This window comes from uncultured Pontibacter sp. (assembly GCF_947492645.1).
Taxonomy (GTDB): Bacteria; Bacteroidota; Bacteroidia; order Cytophagales; family Hymenobacteraceae; genus Pontibacter.
The window spans coordinates 474,680-492,006 of record NZ_CANLMZ010000006.1 but is presented as its reverse complement, the minus strand read 5'-3'; the positions used below and the strand labels follow the sequence as shown (position 1 = coordinate 492,006).

9 protein-coding genes are annotated in these 17,327 nt (G+C 44.9%); 3 read left to right on the top strand and 6 right to left on the bottom strand.

The features are described from left to right. Positions 1-61 precede the first annotated feature (61 nt). Together Q1A23_RS08680 and Q1A23_RS08675 are read right to left on the bottom strand one after the other, a co-directional pair. On the bottom strand, positions 62-6,472 hold the full coding sequence (locus Q1A23_RS08680; RefSeq protein ID WP_299822038.1) for a T9SS type A sorting domain-containing protein: 6,411 nt from the start codon (positions 6,470-6,472) through the stop codon (positions 62-64). 403 nt (positions 6,473-6,875) lie between these two features. Further along, the gene (locus Q1A23_RS08675; RefSeq protein WP_299822036.1) at positions 6,876-9,311 is read right to left on the bottom strand and encodes a BamA/TamA family outer membrane protein; all 2,436 of its coding nucleotides are present in this window, start codon (positions 9,309-9,311) and stop codon (positions 6,876-6,878) included. A gap of 13 nt (positions 9,312-9,324) precedes the next feature. Between Q1A23_RS08675 and Q1A23_RS08670 the strand changes: the two genes are divergently transcribed. Further along, positions 9,325-10,071 (top strand): RNA methyltransferase, encoded by a 747-nt coding sequence (locus Q1A23_RS08670; RefSeq protein WP_299822034.1) that lies wholly within the window; start codon positions 9,325-9,327, stop codon positions 10,069-10,071. Positions 10,072-10,164: 93 nt separating this feature from the next. Here the strand turns inward: Q1A23_RS08670 and Q1A23_RS08665 are convergent, their stop codons facing one another. From Q1A23_RS08665 to Q1A23_RS08650, 4 genes are all read right to left on the bottom strand, one after another. After that, positions 10,165-11,295: an outer membrane beta-barrel protein gene (locus tag Q1A23_RS08665; RefSeq protein WP_299822032.1), complete on the bottom strand. Its 1,131-nt coding sequence runs from the start codon at positions 11,293-11,295 to the stop codon at positions 10,165-10,167. Between the two features lie 12 nt (positions 11,296-11,307). Then, positions 11,308-12,192 carry a hypothetical protein gene (locus Q1A23_RS08660; RefSeq protein ID WP_299822030.1) on the bottom strand — a complete coding sequence of 295 codons (885 nt, stop codon included), beginning with the start codon at positions 12,190-12,192 and terminating at the stop codon, positions 11,308-11,310. Between the two features lie 16 nt (positions 12,193-12,208). Next, on the bottom strand, positions 12,209-12,742 hold the full coding sequence (locus tag Q1A23_RS08655) for a sigma-70 family RNA polymerase sigma factor (RefSeq protein WP_299822028.1): 534 nt from the start codon (positions 12,740-12,742) through the stop codon (positions 12,209-12,211). A gap of 389 nt (positions 12,743-13,131) precedes the next feature. Beyond that, complete coding sequence (locus tag Q1A23_RS08650; protein ID WP_299822026.1) at positions 13,132-13,839, bottom strand: arylesterase; 708 nt, start codon at positions 13,837-13,839, stop codon at positions 13,132-13,134. Positions 13,840-13,965: 126 nt separating this feature from the next. Here Q1A23_RS08650 and Q1A23_RS08645 point away from each other — a divergent pair, with 126 nt between their 5' ends. Beyond that, positions 13,966-14,670 (top strand): ABC transporter ATP-binding protein, encoded by a 705-nt coding sequence (locus Q1A23_RS08645; RefSeq protein ID WP_299822024.1) that lies wholly within the window; start codon positions 13,966-13,968, stop codon positions 14,668-14,670. Between the two features lie 36 nt (positions 14,671-14,706). Beyond that, on the top strand, positions 14,707-17,286 hold the full coding sequence (locus tag Q1A23_RS08640) for an FtsX-like permease family protein (protein ID WP_363322032.1): 2,580 nt from the start codon (positions 14,707-14,709) through the stop codon (positions 17,284-17,286). Positions 17,287-17,327: the final 41 nt, after the last annotated feature.

Below are 17,327 nucleotides of genomic sequence, written 5' to 3'. Positions count from 1 at the left end.
ATCGGGTATAAAGTATAAAAGCGAAAGCCTCTCCAAATTGGAGAGGCTTTCGCTTTTATACTTACTGCTTTATAAAATTTATACTTTGCTGGTGCCGGTTTCCTGTTATCCGAAGTATATACTTGCCACTGGATAAGTAGGATAGGTCCAAAGTATGCTCTACATCACTTCTTAATGTATGCTGCTTTATCATGCGCCCATCTACGCTGTAAATACTTATCGTATAAGTATCAGCAGGTAACTGCGACATCTGCAAATAGCTTGTGCCCTTTGTTGGGTTTGGGTAAAGCACAGCAGCAGGCGCTTTGAGTGCCATTCCGCCATTTAAAGAAACCGAAACAACAGCACTATAGGTAAATGTACCATCCAAATCAATTTGCTTCAGGCGGTAATATACCATAGTATAAGGGGGATTTTTATCAATCAAAGTATAGCTTTTTGCCGTGTTGCTGTTGCCAGCGCCCTTTACAGAGCCAATGGCCTCAAAAGTGCGTGCATCTATACTGCGCTCCACTACAAATTTATCGTTGTTCACTTCCGTTGCTGTTTCCCAATTTAGTACAACCGTAGTTGACTTTACCTGAGCCGTAAACTTAGTTAGTGTAACAGGTAACGGTGAAATAATAGCGGCGTCGCGGTAATGCATCTTATTATTTGAGTTAAGCTGGTATACTACGCTCTCGCCACCGGATGCCGGGTCGAAAAGATCTACCAGGCCATTGCCATTCGTATCTTTATAATAGCTGTTGCCGGGTTCCAGAAAATTAGGGATTCCATTTTTATTGTCGTCTTTAAGCCAGTTAGGCAAGTCTCCGGCAAAACGAACTATATCAAGGTAAAAGCCTTTACCGGTTGATTCTTCGAATCTGGCAGCCCGCTCAATTAAATCATCATAAGATGCGCCGTCAGCATTGTCATCAAACGACTCTACAAAATCTGATGTAAGATCCTCATCACTATCTCTGTCCAGGTAATCCGCAAGGCTATCACCGTCTGTGTTTACAGGAAGCACAGCGGTACCTTGATTTGTGCAGCCACAACTCGCATCAAAAGCGTCATCCAGGCCATCCATGTCTGTATCTGTGTAGCTTAATAAAGTATAGGTTAAGGTTGCTTGCCCCTCCATCAGGTCAGGCAAACCATCATTGTCAGCGTCTATATCTGTGTAATCAGCCAACCCGTCTTTATCTGTATCGGGCATTGCAAAAGCGCTTATCCCGCTGTTGCTGGTTGCCTGCGCTAAAACTGGCATGCCATTAGTTGATACGCTTCCTTCTAAAATACCTTTACTGCTGCTATAACCATATCCTACCGGTATTATACCGCCATTGGCCTCTATGGTATTTGTGATGCCGTCTCCGTCAATGTCTATATCCAGGGAGTTGATGATTCCGTCATGGTCTGTATCAAACCAATCATTAATACCATCTCCATTTGCATCTGAAAAGGCTTTGCCGCCCGGGTAAATAAAATCAAGGTCGTAATAGTTTAACTTTCCGTCTCCGTCTTCATCACCGTATGGATCGGCTCCGCCAGATACTATTTTATCTGGAATACCATCGTTGTTATCATCAACATCGTCAAAATCACTAACACCGTCACCGTCTCTGTCGCCGGTAATAGTTAACGCCACTCCGCTAATTAAACTGATGTTGCCAAACTCGTCATAAGTTTCGACATTAAAAGTATAGACGCCTGGCCGAAGCGCAAAGGCATCTGTCGCGACAACCTGCCCATTGTTTCGCATGGTTATGCCAGCGGGCAGCGTGCTGCTCTCAAGCCTGGCAAGCGTAATTACACCATCCGGGTCTATAGGATAAGCCAGTACAGCGCCGTTTTTATAGTCATAGAAATTTTTAGCAGCTGCTACGGTATAGGTAGCTTTTCTGTCGGTGATAGTTAAACCAACTGTTGTGCGGTTATTGCCTGCTTCCAGGTTCTGCCCATTCGGGTCGTACTCTGCTGAGGATAGCTTGTACACATAGTTAGTGAAAGTTCCCGTACCAGTAGGTGTAAATTTTATGAGTAAATCTGCTGTTTCACCACTTTCTAAGGCAGGTATAGCCCAGATTGCAGTAGCTGGATTGTATGTACCGTGCGATGGAACAACAGAAATATTTGAGAAGCCGACAGGTAGCTTTTCCTGTATACTTATACTTGTGGCCTTATCCGGACCTAGGTTAGATGCATGAATTGTGAAAGATGATTCTATTCCAACATGTCGTGTTTCTGAGGGTACAAAAGCATGCAGACGAATATCGGCCACTTTTTCTGTTGTAATAGTAGCAGACGCTGTATTATTAGCAACAGCGCTATCGAACTCATTTGAAGTATAAACGCTGGCAATGGTCGTTATTTCTGCTGAGGTTACGGGCTTAACTATTATTTCCAGAACCTGTGGTTGGTTTGGCAATACATCCGATTCAAGATTCCAAATGCCAGTTGTGGCATTGTATGAGCCCATCGATGCCGTCGCGCTAACAAATACTAAGCCTGCAGGTAGTTTGTTATCAATGGTCACGCCAGAGGCTGCATCAGGGCCAAGGTTTTCTAAAGTTACAGTAAAGGTTGTATTTTGGCCATTGTAATACGGACCCGGTGCCACTATATTAGTTACTTTAAGGTCTGAAACTGGCAATACATTAAGTAGCGCAACGGCTTTGTTATTTTCCACTACGCCATCATACTGTTCCTGGCTTGTAATCCAGCCACCCAGGTTAATTCTACCTGTGGTATTCGGGATGCCTCTAACTTCAATAGTCTTACTTTGCCCTGGCTCAAGGTCTCCAACTGTCCATATTCCTGTGTATGGATTAAATCCTTTACCCGTCTCGATATAAGTAAAATCAAGCAAACCGGTTCTGGTGTCGGAGCCTACGAGGTTGGTTACTTTATCGGGCCCGTTGTTTGTAACATTCAATATAAAAGTAGCTTCTGTTAGGCCGTTATAATATTTGCCTTCCGGGTCGCTGCTGGAAACGGTCATGGTAACACCAACTTCTGCCATTTTATTTACTTCAATGGTTTTGCTTCCGGTATTGGCGCCTACATCAGTTCCCTGGTACTGCGATAAACTTCTGACAGAAGCTGTAAGTGTATGTGCAATAGTTGCTTTAGGTGCAGTAGCAGGGTCTGCTTTAGGTTTTACAACCAGTACCAACCTGGTATCCGCACCGGATGATAGCGAACCTATATTCCAGATACCTGTGGCTTCATCATAAGTACCCCCGCTAAATGATTTGCTAACAAACTCAAAAGTAGCTGGAAGCAATGCATTTAAACTTAAGCCAGTTGCTAAGTCGGGGCCTAAATTTTTTGCCGTAACGGTAAAGGTTGTTTGCCTGCCGGTATAGTAAGGACCAGGTGATACAGAAACACCTACTTCCACATCTGCCACAACCTGTCCTGTACCTGATATAATTGTATTTGAGGCGCGGTTATTTTCGCTTACATTATCAAACTCGGTATGTGTTTGCGTAGCAGTAGTCGTTATAACGGCACTTTGGTTTACAGCGGCCGTGATTGCAAGCGTCTGAGATGCTCCAACCGCTAAGGTGCCTACAGTCCAGACGCCAGTAGTAGCATTATATGCCCCCGTAGATACAGTCTGATTCATGAAGATTAGCGAGGAAGGCAACTTATCAGTAACAACTACATTGGTGGCGCTGCTCGGGCCGTTGTTTCTAACAACCACAGTATAAGTTACTATATCACCATTTATGTAGTTTTCCTTTACCGGCGCTACAACATTCGAAACAGCAACATCGGCAGTAGCACCTACATTGATGGTAGATGTCGCACTATTGTTGCTGCTGTTTGAGTCGAATTCTGTGTGTGTTTGCGAAGAGACAAGCGAAATTTGACCTGTAACTGTAGGTCTGGCATATAGCGTTAATGTTTGGGAAGTACCGTTAATTACAGTCCCTACATTCCAAACGCCGTTCGCAATATCAATGGCACCTGCAGTAGTAGTATAATTTGTGATAGTCAATCCTGCCGGTATTTGGTCTGCAACAGAAACGTTTGTTGCATTGTTGGGCCCGTTATTTGTTACTCTGATGGTGTAAACAATGTCTTCTCCCTGGTATGGGGCGGCGTTATTTACGGTGTTTGTGATAGCCACATCTGCAGCAGGATTCACGTTTATCGTATTCGAGGAAGAGTTATTTGCCGGGTTTTCATCTAGCTCTGCACCTGTTCTGCTGTTTAGAGAGGCTGTGGTTGTAATAGTTCCAAGCCTGTTTATTTTAGCTTTCAACGTTAATGTAGCTGTTTGGCTACTCCCCAGATTACCAACACTCCATACTCCAGTAGTGCTGTTGTAGGTACCTGTGGTTGCTGTGGCACTTTCAAACACAACTCCTGTTGGCAGTACATCAGTTATGGCTACGCTTGTAGCATTGTTTGGTCCCAGGTTTTTGGCGGTGATCGTATAAGTTACAATATCTCCGTTGTTGAATGTAGTTCCGGATGCAACGTTTTTCACTTCAATATCAGCTGCTGCCTGTACATTGATGGTCGCTGTAGCTGTGTTGTTTACTGGATTGCTATCCGTTTGTTGAAGGGAATTTATACTTGCAGTTTGGTTGATAGTGCCGATCACTTTAGGTGAAGCAGTAATAGTTAAGGTACGGGTAGCACCTACACCCATATCAGTTACAGTCCAGATGCCGGTTGTAGCATTGTACGTGCCATGCGAAGGTGTAGCACTTATAAAATTGAGGGTGTTATTATCGATGAGGTCTCTTAAAGTAATACCGGTGGCGAACTGAGGCCCATTGTTTGCTATGCTTACTGTGTATGTAAATGGTTTGCCAATTATGTAGTTGCCTCCAGAGGCTGTATGTGTTACCGCTAAATCCACGGAGCAATCATAGGTGTAAGTATGGGTTTGCTCCACTTCATTGGTATAGCCATAGGTCCAGGTGTTTACGGTATAAAGGTCGCCGGCAAGTGCGTTGGTGCTTGTATTACCCCACCGGTGAACGCCTCCGCTTGTATTCGTATAAATGCCTGTAGAAGCAACGCCAAAAAGTTGAGTCTGCGGTGCAGGAAACCGGCTTGTGGCCAGGTTCGAATCATCCCAGAAAAGTTTACTGGCATAATTTTGAGAACTAACGTTTGGTGGGAGAGGCCTGACTTCACCTACTCTGAATCCATCCAGGTTGGTTTCTGCATCCCACATCGGAAAGTTAACAGCACCGCTGCCATTCTTAAAATAGTATTTGATTGTTGTGCCTTTTGGTACGATCTGGTTTAAGCCATTCAAGCCATCCCAGGTAATCACTTTAGCTCCGGCAGGCCCGGTTCGCTCTAGTAATACATCTGCTGTGTTCGGGTCGTAAATACCATTGTTACCGTGCAGGTCTATCAAAACAATGAAAGTGCTACTCTCCGAACTGGTACCCGTAAAAGTTACGCCACCCCGGCCTGTCACAGAGTTGCTACAAAAGGCGTTCACATTAACACTAAAGGTTGGTGCGCTAGCAGTAGGCCAAATAGCCGGGTCCGGATTGTTTACAAAGTTAAAATACTCCGGATAATCAGAATTGGTGACCTGGCTTTTACGCCTTTCTTCAAAAGTACTGCCTGCGGTAGTACCCATACTATTGGTAACAAACCGGAAAAAGTTCTGAGGGGCAAGGCCGGCAAGTTCTAACACTTTCACGAAGTATTTACCACTCTGGTTTTCGCTAGGTACAAGAGGGTACATATCAAAATTACGCGAGAACACATTGTTTGCGCCTCCTGCAGAAAAAGCCCATAATTTGGAGTATAAGCGACCTGGTTTCTCCACGTTATTAGCATCTAAAACAGTAAAGTCCCAGAAGTCATAAACTGAGAAACGCTGGTCCTGAGTCATGTTCGCCTCGCCAACCTGGTTGAATTCAAAGAAGAAGTCAAGTGGAACGGTTAAGGTGTTTCTTATACTTAAGCTTTGATAGCCGAGCGGATTTAGCACAGCTGGTCCTGCTGCAGCTTGCGCAGCACTACCAATTACACCTGCTTGACTCGTGATCAACTCTGAATGACGTGCAGAATTTGTGTTTCTTCGTAGTGTTACTACCCCGGCGCTCATCTCTGCACCTAAACCATCAGCGTTTCGGTACCTAACGTTAATATTCAAATCTCCTTGATTACCAGTTCCCTGATCATGAGAGGTACGGTGCACACCAAAGTGAAGGGTTTCGCCTGGCAGTACTCTTACATACAACCGATGATCAGGGGAGTAGGTCGCTCCATTGTAGTTGAAACCCGGGGACTTGAGAAAGCTTAAAGATGTTGGACCTACACCTGCTGCTGAGGCAAAATTAGCATCGTGCGCCAGGAAACCTGCTCTAGTATTGCCTGGGTTTGTAAGGTCTGTTGTGGTTCCGGTTGTATTGGGTGTTAAATTTTTAGATCCTTCCGATACAGCAACGTATGGAATCAAAAAGTAAGTTAGAAACAAAAGGCGTACAAATACTTTCATAAAAGGAACAAAATAAATTTATACTTCCCGCTATGTCAGCAATTGCACATTAAGAGCTTATTAACAGGACTTTGGCTAGAACTTTCGTCAAAATCCATTAGTTCCAGCACTAAAGTGCCTGAGTCCATCATAATTTTAAAATAAAGTTGATGCTATCCAAAACAGTCAATTAAACAGTCCTAAGATGTTTAAACACATATTTGAAAACATAAAAACACGCCAATAACTAATTGCATTAAAACAATTTTTACATCAACTGTTGTAAACCGTAATAATACAATAGGTATCTACTAAAAGTGGAAAAATAAAATTCAACCGAAACCGAAAAAAGTTTGAAAAAATTAAAAAAACGAAAGCCCGCTTCACTTCCGTTTAAACAAAAACTTAGAGCAGAAAATGCTTTTTAGAAAGGATACCCGATACCGATATTAAGCGAGGTTTGGTTATTACGGGTAAAAATTTGAGAGAATTTGAAGTTGTCGAGTACAAAGCGCTCACCACGGAGTTCAGCGGGGTCAATAACCTTTGTGGCGATATCAAAGCGAAGCACCACTACTGATAAATCAAAGCGGATACCAAAGCCAGTACCTATTGCCAACTCTTTATAAAAGCGATTAAACTGAAAATTGGCACCTGGTTTAGACGGATCTTTTTGGAGCTCCCACACGTTGCCTGCATCGACAAAGAGCGCCCCGTTTATAAAGCTGAACATGTTAAATCTGTACTCTGCGCTTCCTTCCAGCAAAACCTCACCGGGCTGCTCAGCATTAAAATTTCTGGTCACTACTGTTTCGCCATCAACGATTGTTTCTGTAGTAGCTGCATAAGACCCCAGCCCTAATCTCCTGGACTGCCAGGCTCTGACACTAGATGCACCCCCGGCAAAAAAGTGCTTGTCGTAGGGCAATACATTTGAATCAAACAGGGGTTTAGCAACACCTGCGTTTACTCTGTAAGCAAATAAGCGCTTACCACCCAAAGGTATATAGCGGCGGTAATCGGGGTTAATTCTGCCGTACTGGAACGTTCTGAGGTCACCTACATTCAAGTCAAGGCCCGCTAACTGGCTCAGGCCGCCTAGCTCTACCTGTGTTCGGAAATAGCGCGCATTCCTGGTCTGTGCAAAATCGTTTGTATTGTAAATAAAGTTAAACGACATGAATGACAGCAGAGCACTTTCAAAGCTTTCGGCTAACGATCTGCTGTTACTAAACCTGGTAAGGTAATCAACAAAAGTGGAGTCAACGCGGCTTACCTGAATAATATTAAAGTTAACAGGGGAGTAAGTAAACTGCATTACAGGCGGCTGTGAAGGTCCCCTGTAACGTTGCCAGATATAGTCAAGGCCTAACTGATAGCTTAGCCGCTTATACTCTGTACGATCTTCTGAAGAGAAACCTGTGTAGAAACGCGTTCTTGGGTTTAAATCTGCCAGCAGGCTTTTGTTTGTAAACGGCACAAGTATAACCGGAAACGTAAGCGACACGTTGCCGCCATACTCCTTAATCATAACTGTTTCTGCTCGCTCAGTTAAAGCGATCTGCCCTTCCAAACCACCATATAGGCCAATATCCAGGTTCTCGGCTCCGCTAAATATATTACGAACGCGCAGGCGTATACTTGTGTATGGCCCAGGCCGGCGCTCCGTAAAGTTTACGCCAAGCTCGGTAGTTTCCTGGTACTTTTTAGCCGGTGAGGCATTGATAAAGGCATTAAGCTGGTAAACAGAATCTACAGGAGAATTTACCTTGTTGTAGAGCACATTATTAAACTGGAAGACATCAAGGTTGGAGAGCTTCCGTTGCGTGATAGTGGTTAACAGTTGGCTGTACGGCTGCCCTGGCTTGATATCAATCTTCTTATCAAGGATTTCAGTTGAGTAGCGGTGTTTGTAAGCCATGTAATTGATGCCGTTATACTTTATCGTATCACGGGCAATTCCAAACCTGTCGCGGTCAGATTTAAAGTATACATTCTGGATGGTGTACTGCTTGTGCTTTCCTCCCTGTTCAGGGTTTTGAATGATCGTATTTACCTGCGCATAGCTGCCGGCTTTAGTGGTGTCTACTAAAAAGTCGATGTAAGCCCGTGCAAACTCATAATACCCACGGTTACGCAACAGATCATTTAGTCTGTCTCTTTCCTCTGACAACACATCCTCATCATAAATATCGCCCAGCTTTAACAGCGACCTGTTTGTAGAGCTGAGCACAAGCCGCCTGATTGTAGTATCGGGAATTGTATAGGTAAATGCGGAGTATCTGTAAGGTGTGTTTTCTTCGATGTTGATAGTAACATATACCAGCTTGTCATTTTTAACTTCTTTTGTAAAGCTGGTCTGGCTGTTAAAAAAACCTTTGGAGTTAAGGTAAATTCCAATTTGGTCTACTGTTCGCTGCATCTGCAAGGAGTCGTAAATTGCCGGGGGCTCGCCTAGCTGCATCAGGAAGTTTCCTTCTTTTTGTTTCGTCTCCAGGCGTTCAATCTTATTTTCAAACCTGTTGCGTATTCTTACAATTTTGGAGGTATCCGTACCCGCTTCGGTTATTTTCCTGTTAAGCTTTACTTCCTGCTCCTCTATTTTTTGCTGTATTTTAGGAGGATCATAAAACTTTTTGCCAAAATTATAGAGTGCCAGGTATGGGGCAGACCCCAACACAAGGCGGTTAGGGTTTTGCCGGTAAAGTGCCTGTACTGCAGCCTGATCCACTAACTGTAGCCCCTCAGGCTTTATACTTACCAGCAGCTGTTCGTTCTCGCCAAGGTAGGCAGTCGGAATGCAGCCTGTAAAGAACAGCATTGTAATTGCGAGGGCGTATATGTATACTCGTGGTGTCAAACGTTTATTTTCTATGTTCTCGAAAGCAGTTGTAAAGTACATTAAATCGTTGCAAGTAAAAAAATACCGCAGCCAACACCAAGCCTTTGTTGTAGAGGGCGCTAAAAGTGTGCTGGAACTGCTGCACTCTGATTTCGAAGTGCAACACCTGTTTGTTACCGCATCATTTGAAGATGAACACGCAGCCATACTTGCTAAAGGCTTTAAGTATGATGTAGTTACAGAAGCAGAACTTGTTGCTGCAGGTACGTTTGCAAGTAACAACGCCGCATTGGCAGTTGCAAGTATGCGTAAATTACCGGCTCTGCATTTAAAAGAAAAAGACTTTGTAATTGCACTCGATGATATACGCGACCCCGGTAATCTTGGTACAATTATCCGGATTGCCGATTGGTATGGTTTAAAAAATGTAATATGCTCCGAAACATGCGCTGACTTCTACAACCCCAAGGTAATTTCATCCACCATGGGCTCTTTTACAAGGATAAATGTTTACTATTTAAACCTGCCGGAGTGGCTAGCGCAGCACACCCAGCGTTTTGATATTTACGGGGCATCATTAGCAGGGGAGAACCTTCACCAAATGCAACTTAAGCCGGAGGGTATTGTAGTATTGGGTAACGAAGCAAACGGCATCAGGCCAGAAGTTGCAAACCAGGTAAACAAACTGATCAAGATACCGGCCTTTGGCAAGGCAGAGTCGCTAAACGTGGCAACGGCAACAGCTATTATAATAGATAATTTTAAGCGCAATGCTTAAGTATAAAACCTTTAAGCAGGAAGTATAAAAAAAGAGGAGCAGTAACGCTCCTCTTTTTTTCACCTTAATCACAAACAGTTACTTTATACTTACTTACTCTAGGATGCGTATGCCGAAACTGATGACGTTAGCCTGCGGTCCGCGATTATCCTTAAAAAGATCATTCATGTTATACTTGGCAAATAATGTTACGCTACCGTAGCCTATAACACCTTCTAAGCCATACTGGAAATCGCTCAGGTTAAAGTTATCGCGTGTCTTGTCCTTTTCAGTTTTGCCGTTCTCCTGGTACTTCAGCTTGGTGTGGGCACCCAAGCGGTAACCCGCAAATCCACCAGCACCAATCAGGAAGCCGTCTTTTCCATTCTCACGCTTAAACTGTAGCATCGGCATGATTGGAATGTTCACAGAAGAGTAGGTTAGCTTAGACTTTTCCATGTTGAAATCAGGAACCTCTGTAAAGGTGGTTACTCTGTTTACATCACTCACAATAATGTTATCATCAAACATCAGGTTGTTGAATGCGAACTCAAAACCAGATACGATGTAGAATGGACTCTTGCGGCCACCAACCTGGGAGTTAAGGTGCAGGTTTAAACTTACATAGCGGGAGCCAAGCGTTTTCAGATCCGGAACCTCAAAGTCTTCTGTGTTTAGCAGGTTGTTGTAGCCCAGGTCTATGTCGAAGTTAAACTTAGAGGCTTTGTAGTTTCTCTCTTTCTCCGCGGCTTTCAAACTGTCACGCTCAGCCTGGTCTGGCACATTCACGTTTATTTTAGTGTCATTGCCATCTTCCTCTACTTCTACATCCACTTTAAAGGTTTTACCTATCTTAATCTCGTGGCGCTCTTTGTTTACTTGCCCGGTTTTCTTGTCTTTTTCCTGCACCGTTACCGTAATCTGCTCTGCCTTACCGTCCTTAGATTTTTCAGTATTAAAGGTTACTGTCATATCCTTGTCACCGGTTGTAGTGTTCTCCATTTGGTCAACCTGCGCTACATATTTGTTTAGTTCCAGCATCAGGGAATCCAGGCTATAGTTCTGGAAAGCTTTTAGCTGCTCAATGTTTTGCAGTTGCAGTATCAGTTTGGCGCCATTCGCCATCTTAACAACAATGGTATCCTGCTCCGAAGTTAATCGCTCTTTCACGGTAAGACCGCCTTTGGCAGACACACCGGTAACGGTGGCCATAAAAATGGCCATGATTAGTAGTACTCGTTTCATGGTTTTGAAGGGTTAGAGATTAATAACTTTTGAAATTTTTTGTTTCCCGATCTGTGTCTCCAGCGCTACTCTGTCGGCTCTTATGCCAAGGTCTGCCAGTTGTACCTGCTCGCCGTTTGCCAGATTGCGGGCCTGCTTAAAAATGTTTTTGGCAAGCTTAGCTTTCTTTTCAAGGCCACCTGTTTCTTTTTCCTCTGCCACAGCTGTTGCTATTGCAGGGGCCGCAGAACGTACAATGGTGATCTCTACAGGCTTCGCATTCATGTCGGCGCTGGCAGCCAGGGCAGATGGCATCACAGGTTTTCCGGTAGGAATAACTGTTGCAGCTTCTGCTGGGCTTTCAGTTGTCGGGGTGTTTTGGGCAAGTGCCTGCTGCACCTGTGCCGTTGGTTGAGATGCTGTGTTAGCGCGGGCTGCTTTTGTTTGCTGTACAGCTTTTGTTTTTGCCTTTGCTAGTGTAGCAGGTCTCTCAACCGCTTCTGTAATGTTAGATGCAGGGCTTGCTTCTTTGGTTGCCCGGGGTTCAGAAATTATTTCAGATTTTTTTTCTGCCGGTTTTTCTATAGCTTCTACCTGTGCTACTGCCTCCTCAACTGGTGCATTGTACATAGGTTCTTCCAGAAGTATGGTTTTATCTTTTAAAGCCAACGTGTCGCTTACCTCAGGAGTAGATTTAATATTGTAAAACACAACACCTACTGTAAGCAGCAAAGACAGCGTGGCCGCAACAGAAGAGTAAATCCACATAAAGCTTTTCTTTTCTTCTTTTGGTTTTAGCTGCTGTGGCATTTCTGCTTCCATTCTATCCTGTAGTCTGTTCCACAGGTCAGCTGGTGGAGTAGGAGTAGTGCTTCCTAATCTTTCCTTAAAAATCTTATCTATTTCTTCTGGTCTCATTTTATCCTCCTTATACTTAAACAGCAATAGCACTTTGTCCTTCTAACCTGCGCTGCAGCATGGCGCGTGCCTTGCTTAACTGCGATTTAGATGTGCCCTCGTTTATTCCTAGCATGTCTGCTATTTCTTTGTGTGAGTATCCTTCTATGGCGTACAGGTTAAAAACGGCCCTGTAGCCTGCGGGCAGACTGTGCAGCAACTCCATCAACTCTCCCTCTGCCAAATCCTGGTCTGCTCCGGTACCGCCAGCCAGTTGTATGTGGCTGTCATCTATAGCCAGGTGCAGGGGCTCCTTTTTCCGAAGAAAAGCCAGCGCCTCGTTAACCATAATGCGGCGTATCCAGCCTTCAAAGCTGCCTTTGGCTTCGAAGCGGTCAATGTTTTTATAAATTTTCATAAACCCATTCAGCAGCGCCTCTTCTGCATCCATATCATTTTTGAGGTAACGGAGACACACCCCGTACATTTTTGAAGCATACTGCTCGTATAGCACTTTCTGTGCTTTACTGTCAGCCTTCCGACACCCCGCTATTAAATCTGCTTCCGACACGCTGTGTAAAAGTTTATCAAATTTTGCTCTTTCGTTTAAATCAATGGCAGAGCTTTGCGTGGCTCTGTAAACCTTAGATGTAGGATACTATACCTGAGGTTGCCTGAGGATAAATAAATTTCTATATTTTTTTTCCGACGGCCAATCAGTTTGCTTTAATTACCTGGCCGTTGACTATATTTTTGAAAGATATCAGAATAAAGTATAAATAGAAAAAGAGTTAGAAAGAGTAGCCGAAAAATCACGACATACTTTCTAACTCTTTTTTACCGGCAATACTATGTTGTTTTAGTAGTGTCCTATACTGTAAAACGGGTTAAATCAACACATTACTTTAACCTAAAACCAACCTTTGAATTACATTTAAACTTCGAAACCAGGTTAGTTTACTAGCTGTTATCTTTGAGTAAATCTTCCATAACTTCCCAAACATTATTAGCGAGTATTTTCTGACCCTCTACAGTTGGGTGTATGCCATCGCCTTGGTTTAGTTTCGGATCGCCAGCCACGCCTTCCAGTAAAAATGGGATCAAAGTAACACGCTCATCTGCAGCCAGTCGGGTAAACACTTCCCTGAATTCTGAAGCATAGCGTTGGCCCATACTTGGGGGCATTTGCATACCGGCAAGTATAATTTCAGCATCAGGATTCTTTTCTCTCACACGCTGTATGATCTCCCTTAAGTTTGCGTAGGTTTCTGTTGGGTCTATACCCCTAAGGCCATCATTTGCACCAAGCTCTAGCACAAAAACATCAACAGGCTGCTTTAAGAGCCAGTTTATTCGGCTTTTGCCACCTGCAGAGGTTTCTCCGCTCACCCCCGCATTTACAACTTTATAGGGCAGGTTCAGGGAGTCAAGCTTTTGTTGTATCAAAGCCGGGAATGCCTGGTCTGGCTCCAGACCATAGCCTGCAGTTAAACTATTACCGAAAAAAAGAATCGTCTTGGTTGTAGTGGCTTTGTCAGCTACTGTGTCCTGGTCTGTGCCAGCTTCCTGGGTGGCCGTGTTGTTTGCTGTACGGTCGGCCTCGCTACAGCTGTAAAAGCTAAACGCCGCGGCCGCAAACAGCAGGAAAAATTTTTGTTTTATCTTCATCTACACATGTTTTTCTTAAATTTATACTTGGCTTTGCGTTAAACATAAACGTAAAACCCCTGTTGATTGATATTTACAGGCTATCGGCCAAACTGAACATTAACGTACTACTTAAACCTACTATCTGTGTCCATTATACTCGACATCAAAGATCTCCAGAAGACCTACAACAGCGGAGGGCATCCGCTAACCGTACTGCAAGGTATAAATTTTTCGCTTCAAGCCGGAGACACCTGTGCCATTGTAGGACCATCCGGTAGTGGCAAAACAACATTACTGGGCCTCTGCGCCGGGCTCGACAGAGCGTCCTCTGGCTCTGTTATACTAAACGGTGTTAAGCTGGACAATCTATCTGAAGATGAGCGGGCGCAGGTGCGCAACCAGTACGTAGGGTTTATATTCCAGAACTTTCAGCTGATTCCTACTTTAACAGCCATCGAAAACGTGATGGTGCCGCTAGAGTTGCGGGGCGAGCGCAATGTGCACCGCCAGGCAATGGAGTTGCTTGAGCGCGTAGGCTTGGCTGAGCGGCATGATCATTACCCCACACAATTATCAGGCGGAGAGCAGCAGCGTGTTTCGCTGGCGCGTGCTTTCTCAAATAAGCCGGCCATACTTTTTGCTGATGAGCCAACAGGCAATTTAGATGAGGAAACAGGCCAACGGGTTGAGAAGCTGTTATTTGACCTGAACCGCGAAACCGGAACTACGCTTGTACTGGTAACACATGACCTGGAGCTGGCCGAGAAAACTGATCGTATCATCCGCATTAAGGGAGGTACTGTTGTATCTGATCAATTTACTTCTTCGGTAGGCAATGTTCAACGCTGATTTTTTAGATAACGCAAATCACCAAAACTAACCTTCGTGTCCGATACCATCATACATCTAAATAAAAAAAGGCCGCTAAACCTGCGTTGGCTCCTCAAAATGGCCTGGCGCGACAGCCGCCGCAACAGGGGCAGGCTGGCATTGTTCATCTCTTCTATCGTACTGGGCATTGCAGCCCTTGTGGCCATCAACTCTTTTTCGGATAACCTGCGCACCGACATCGACAAGCAAGCAAAATCTTTGATAGGAGCTGACCTGGTGGTTGCCTCCAACAAAGAGATAGAACCCAAAATGCAGCAGCTCCTGGATTCGCTTGCTTTGACCGGAGACCGCTCGGATGAAGTACGCTTTGTATCCATGGTGTTTTTCCAGGCATCCCAGGGAACGAGGCTTGTGCAGGTAAGGGCCCTGGAACAGGGCGGTTTTCCATACTATGGCGCAATTGAAACAGAACCCCAAAGTGCCAGCAAAGCGTTCCGGGAAGAAGGCCGCAAAGCTTTAGTAGACCATACGCTGCTACTTCAGTATAACACAAAACCCGGCGACTCCATTAAAGTAGGAAACTCAACTTTTGAGATTGCCGGAGCCCTGCACAGAATACCGGGCCAAACCGCTATGACAGCCACCATAGCGCCTGCTGTTTATATACCACGCCATTATTTAGAAGAAACCGGTTTGCTGCAAAAGGGCAGCCGCATCAACTATTATCACTATTATAAACTGCCTGAAACTACAGATGCCGATAAACTGGTAAAGAAACTAGAACCGCGATTTGAAGAAGCAGGCTTTGGTTTTGACACCGTTAACAGCAGAAAAGAAGGCACGGGCAAGGCCTACGAAGACCTCGCAAGTTTTCTCGCCCTGGTTGGTTTTGTGGCATTACTCCTAGGTTGTGTGGGGGTGGCAAGTGCGGTACACGTATACATCCGCGAAAAGCTGGCAACTATAGGTGTGCTTCGCTGCCTGGGCGTAAGCGGCAAGCAGGCGTTCCTGATTTATCTTTTCCAGGTGATGGCGATGGGATTGATAGGCTCTGTAGTAGGGGCCATACTTGGCAGCCTGATACAATTATACTTGCCCGAACTGTTCCGTACGTTTTTGCCTGTTGAGGTGACAGTTGCCGTGTCGTGGTTAGCCATACTGGAGGGTATAGCCATTGGCCTGGTAGTGGCGGTGCTGTTTGCTTTGCTGCCTTTGCTTACCATTCGTAACGTGTCGCCGCTAATAACCTTACGTGCCGGTGTAGAGCATCTTACCTCACAAAAAGACAAAGTACGCTGGGCGGTATACGTTCTTATACTTGCTTTCATTTTTGTGTTTGCTTATTTCCAGCTTAACACCTGGTTGCGTGCGCTGGCTTTTACGGGTGGCGTTATAGTTGCCTTTCTGGTACTTGCCTTATTGGCCAGAGCTATGATGTGGTTTGTGAAAAGATTTTTCCCGGTAAGCTGGGGCTATGTATGGCGCCAAAGTCTTGCAAACTTATACAGGCCTAACAACCAGACGTTGCTATTAACAGTATCCATCGGACTAGGAACGGCCTTGATCTCCACGCTATTCCTGATGCAGCGGCTGCTGCTAAGCGAAGTAGCCATTGCCGGAAGCGAGAACCAACCTAACCTGGTTTTATTTGACATACAGAATGCACAGAAAGAAGAAGTAGCCCGTGTTACACAGGACGCTGGCTTACCGCTGCTGCAGTATGTGCCCGTTGTTACCATGCGCTTAGAGGAGATGAATGGCTTGCGTGCCGCCGATGTGCGCGAAGACACCACACTTGGCATACCAGATTGGGCTTATACCCGGGAGTACCGTGTCACTTACCGAGACAGCCTTATAAGCTCTGAAAAAGAAGTGGAAGGAACCTGGCAGGGCACAGTTACAAACCCAACGGCACCTGTACCTATTTCCCTGGAGGATCGATATGCTGAAAGGCTTAAAGTTGAACTAGGGGATACGCTGGTGTTTAACGTGCAGGGTGCTCTGGTTACTACTGTTGTCAACCATTTACGGGAGGTGGAGTGGAACCGTGTGCAAAGCAATTTCCTGGTAGTTTTTCCGAAAGGCGTGCTGGAAGAAGCACCGCAGTTTCACGTACTCATGACCCGCACCGACTCAACGGCGCAATCTGCAGCGTTTCAACAAAATCTGGTTAAACGTTTTCCTAACGTATCTGCCATTGATTTAGACCTTATACTGCAAACCCTGGATGACATACTGGGCAAAATATCCTTTGTTATCCGGTTTATGGCTTTGTTCAGCATCATCACAGGTATATTGGTGCTCATTGGCTCCATCAATATAAGCAAGTTTCAGCGGGTGCAGGAAAGTGTGCTGCTCCGCACGCTGGGTGCCAGCCGAAAGCAGATCTTAAGTATAAATGCATTTGAGTATTTGTTGCTGGGTGCCTTGGCTGCCGGCACGGGCGTTATACTTTCGGTTGCAGCTAGTTGGGCCCTGGCCGTATTTAGCTTCGAGGTAAATTTTGTGCCTGACTTTTTGCCGCTACTGCCGGTTTTTATAGGAATAACGGCTTTAACTGTTTTCATCGGTATGCTTAACAGCCGGGGCATCCTGAACAGGCCGCCGCTGGAAGTTCTTCGCCGGGAAGCTTAAATTTATACTTCTTATCAGCAAAAAAGGTCTCCATTCAATTT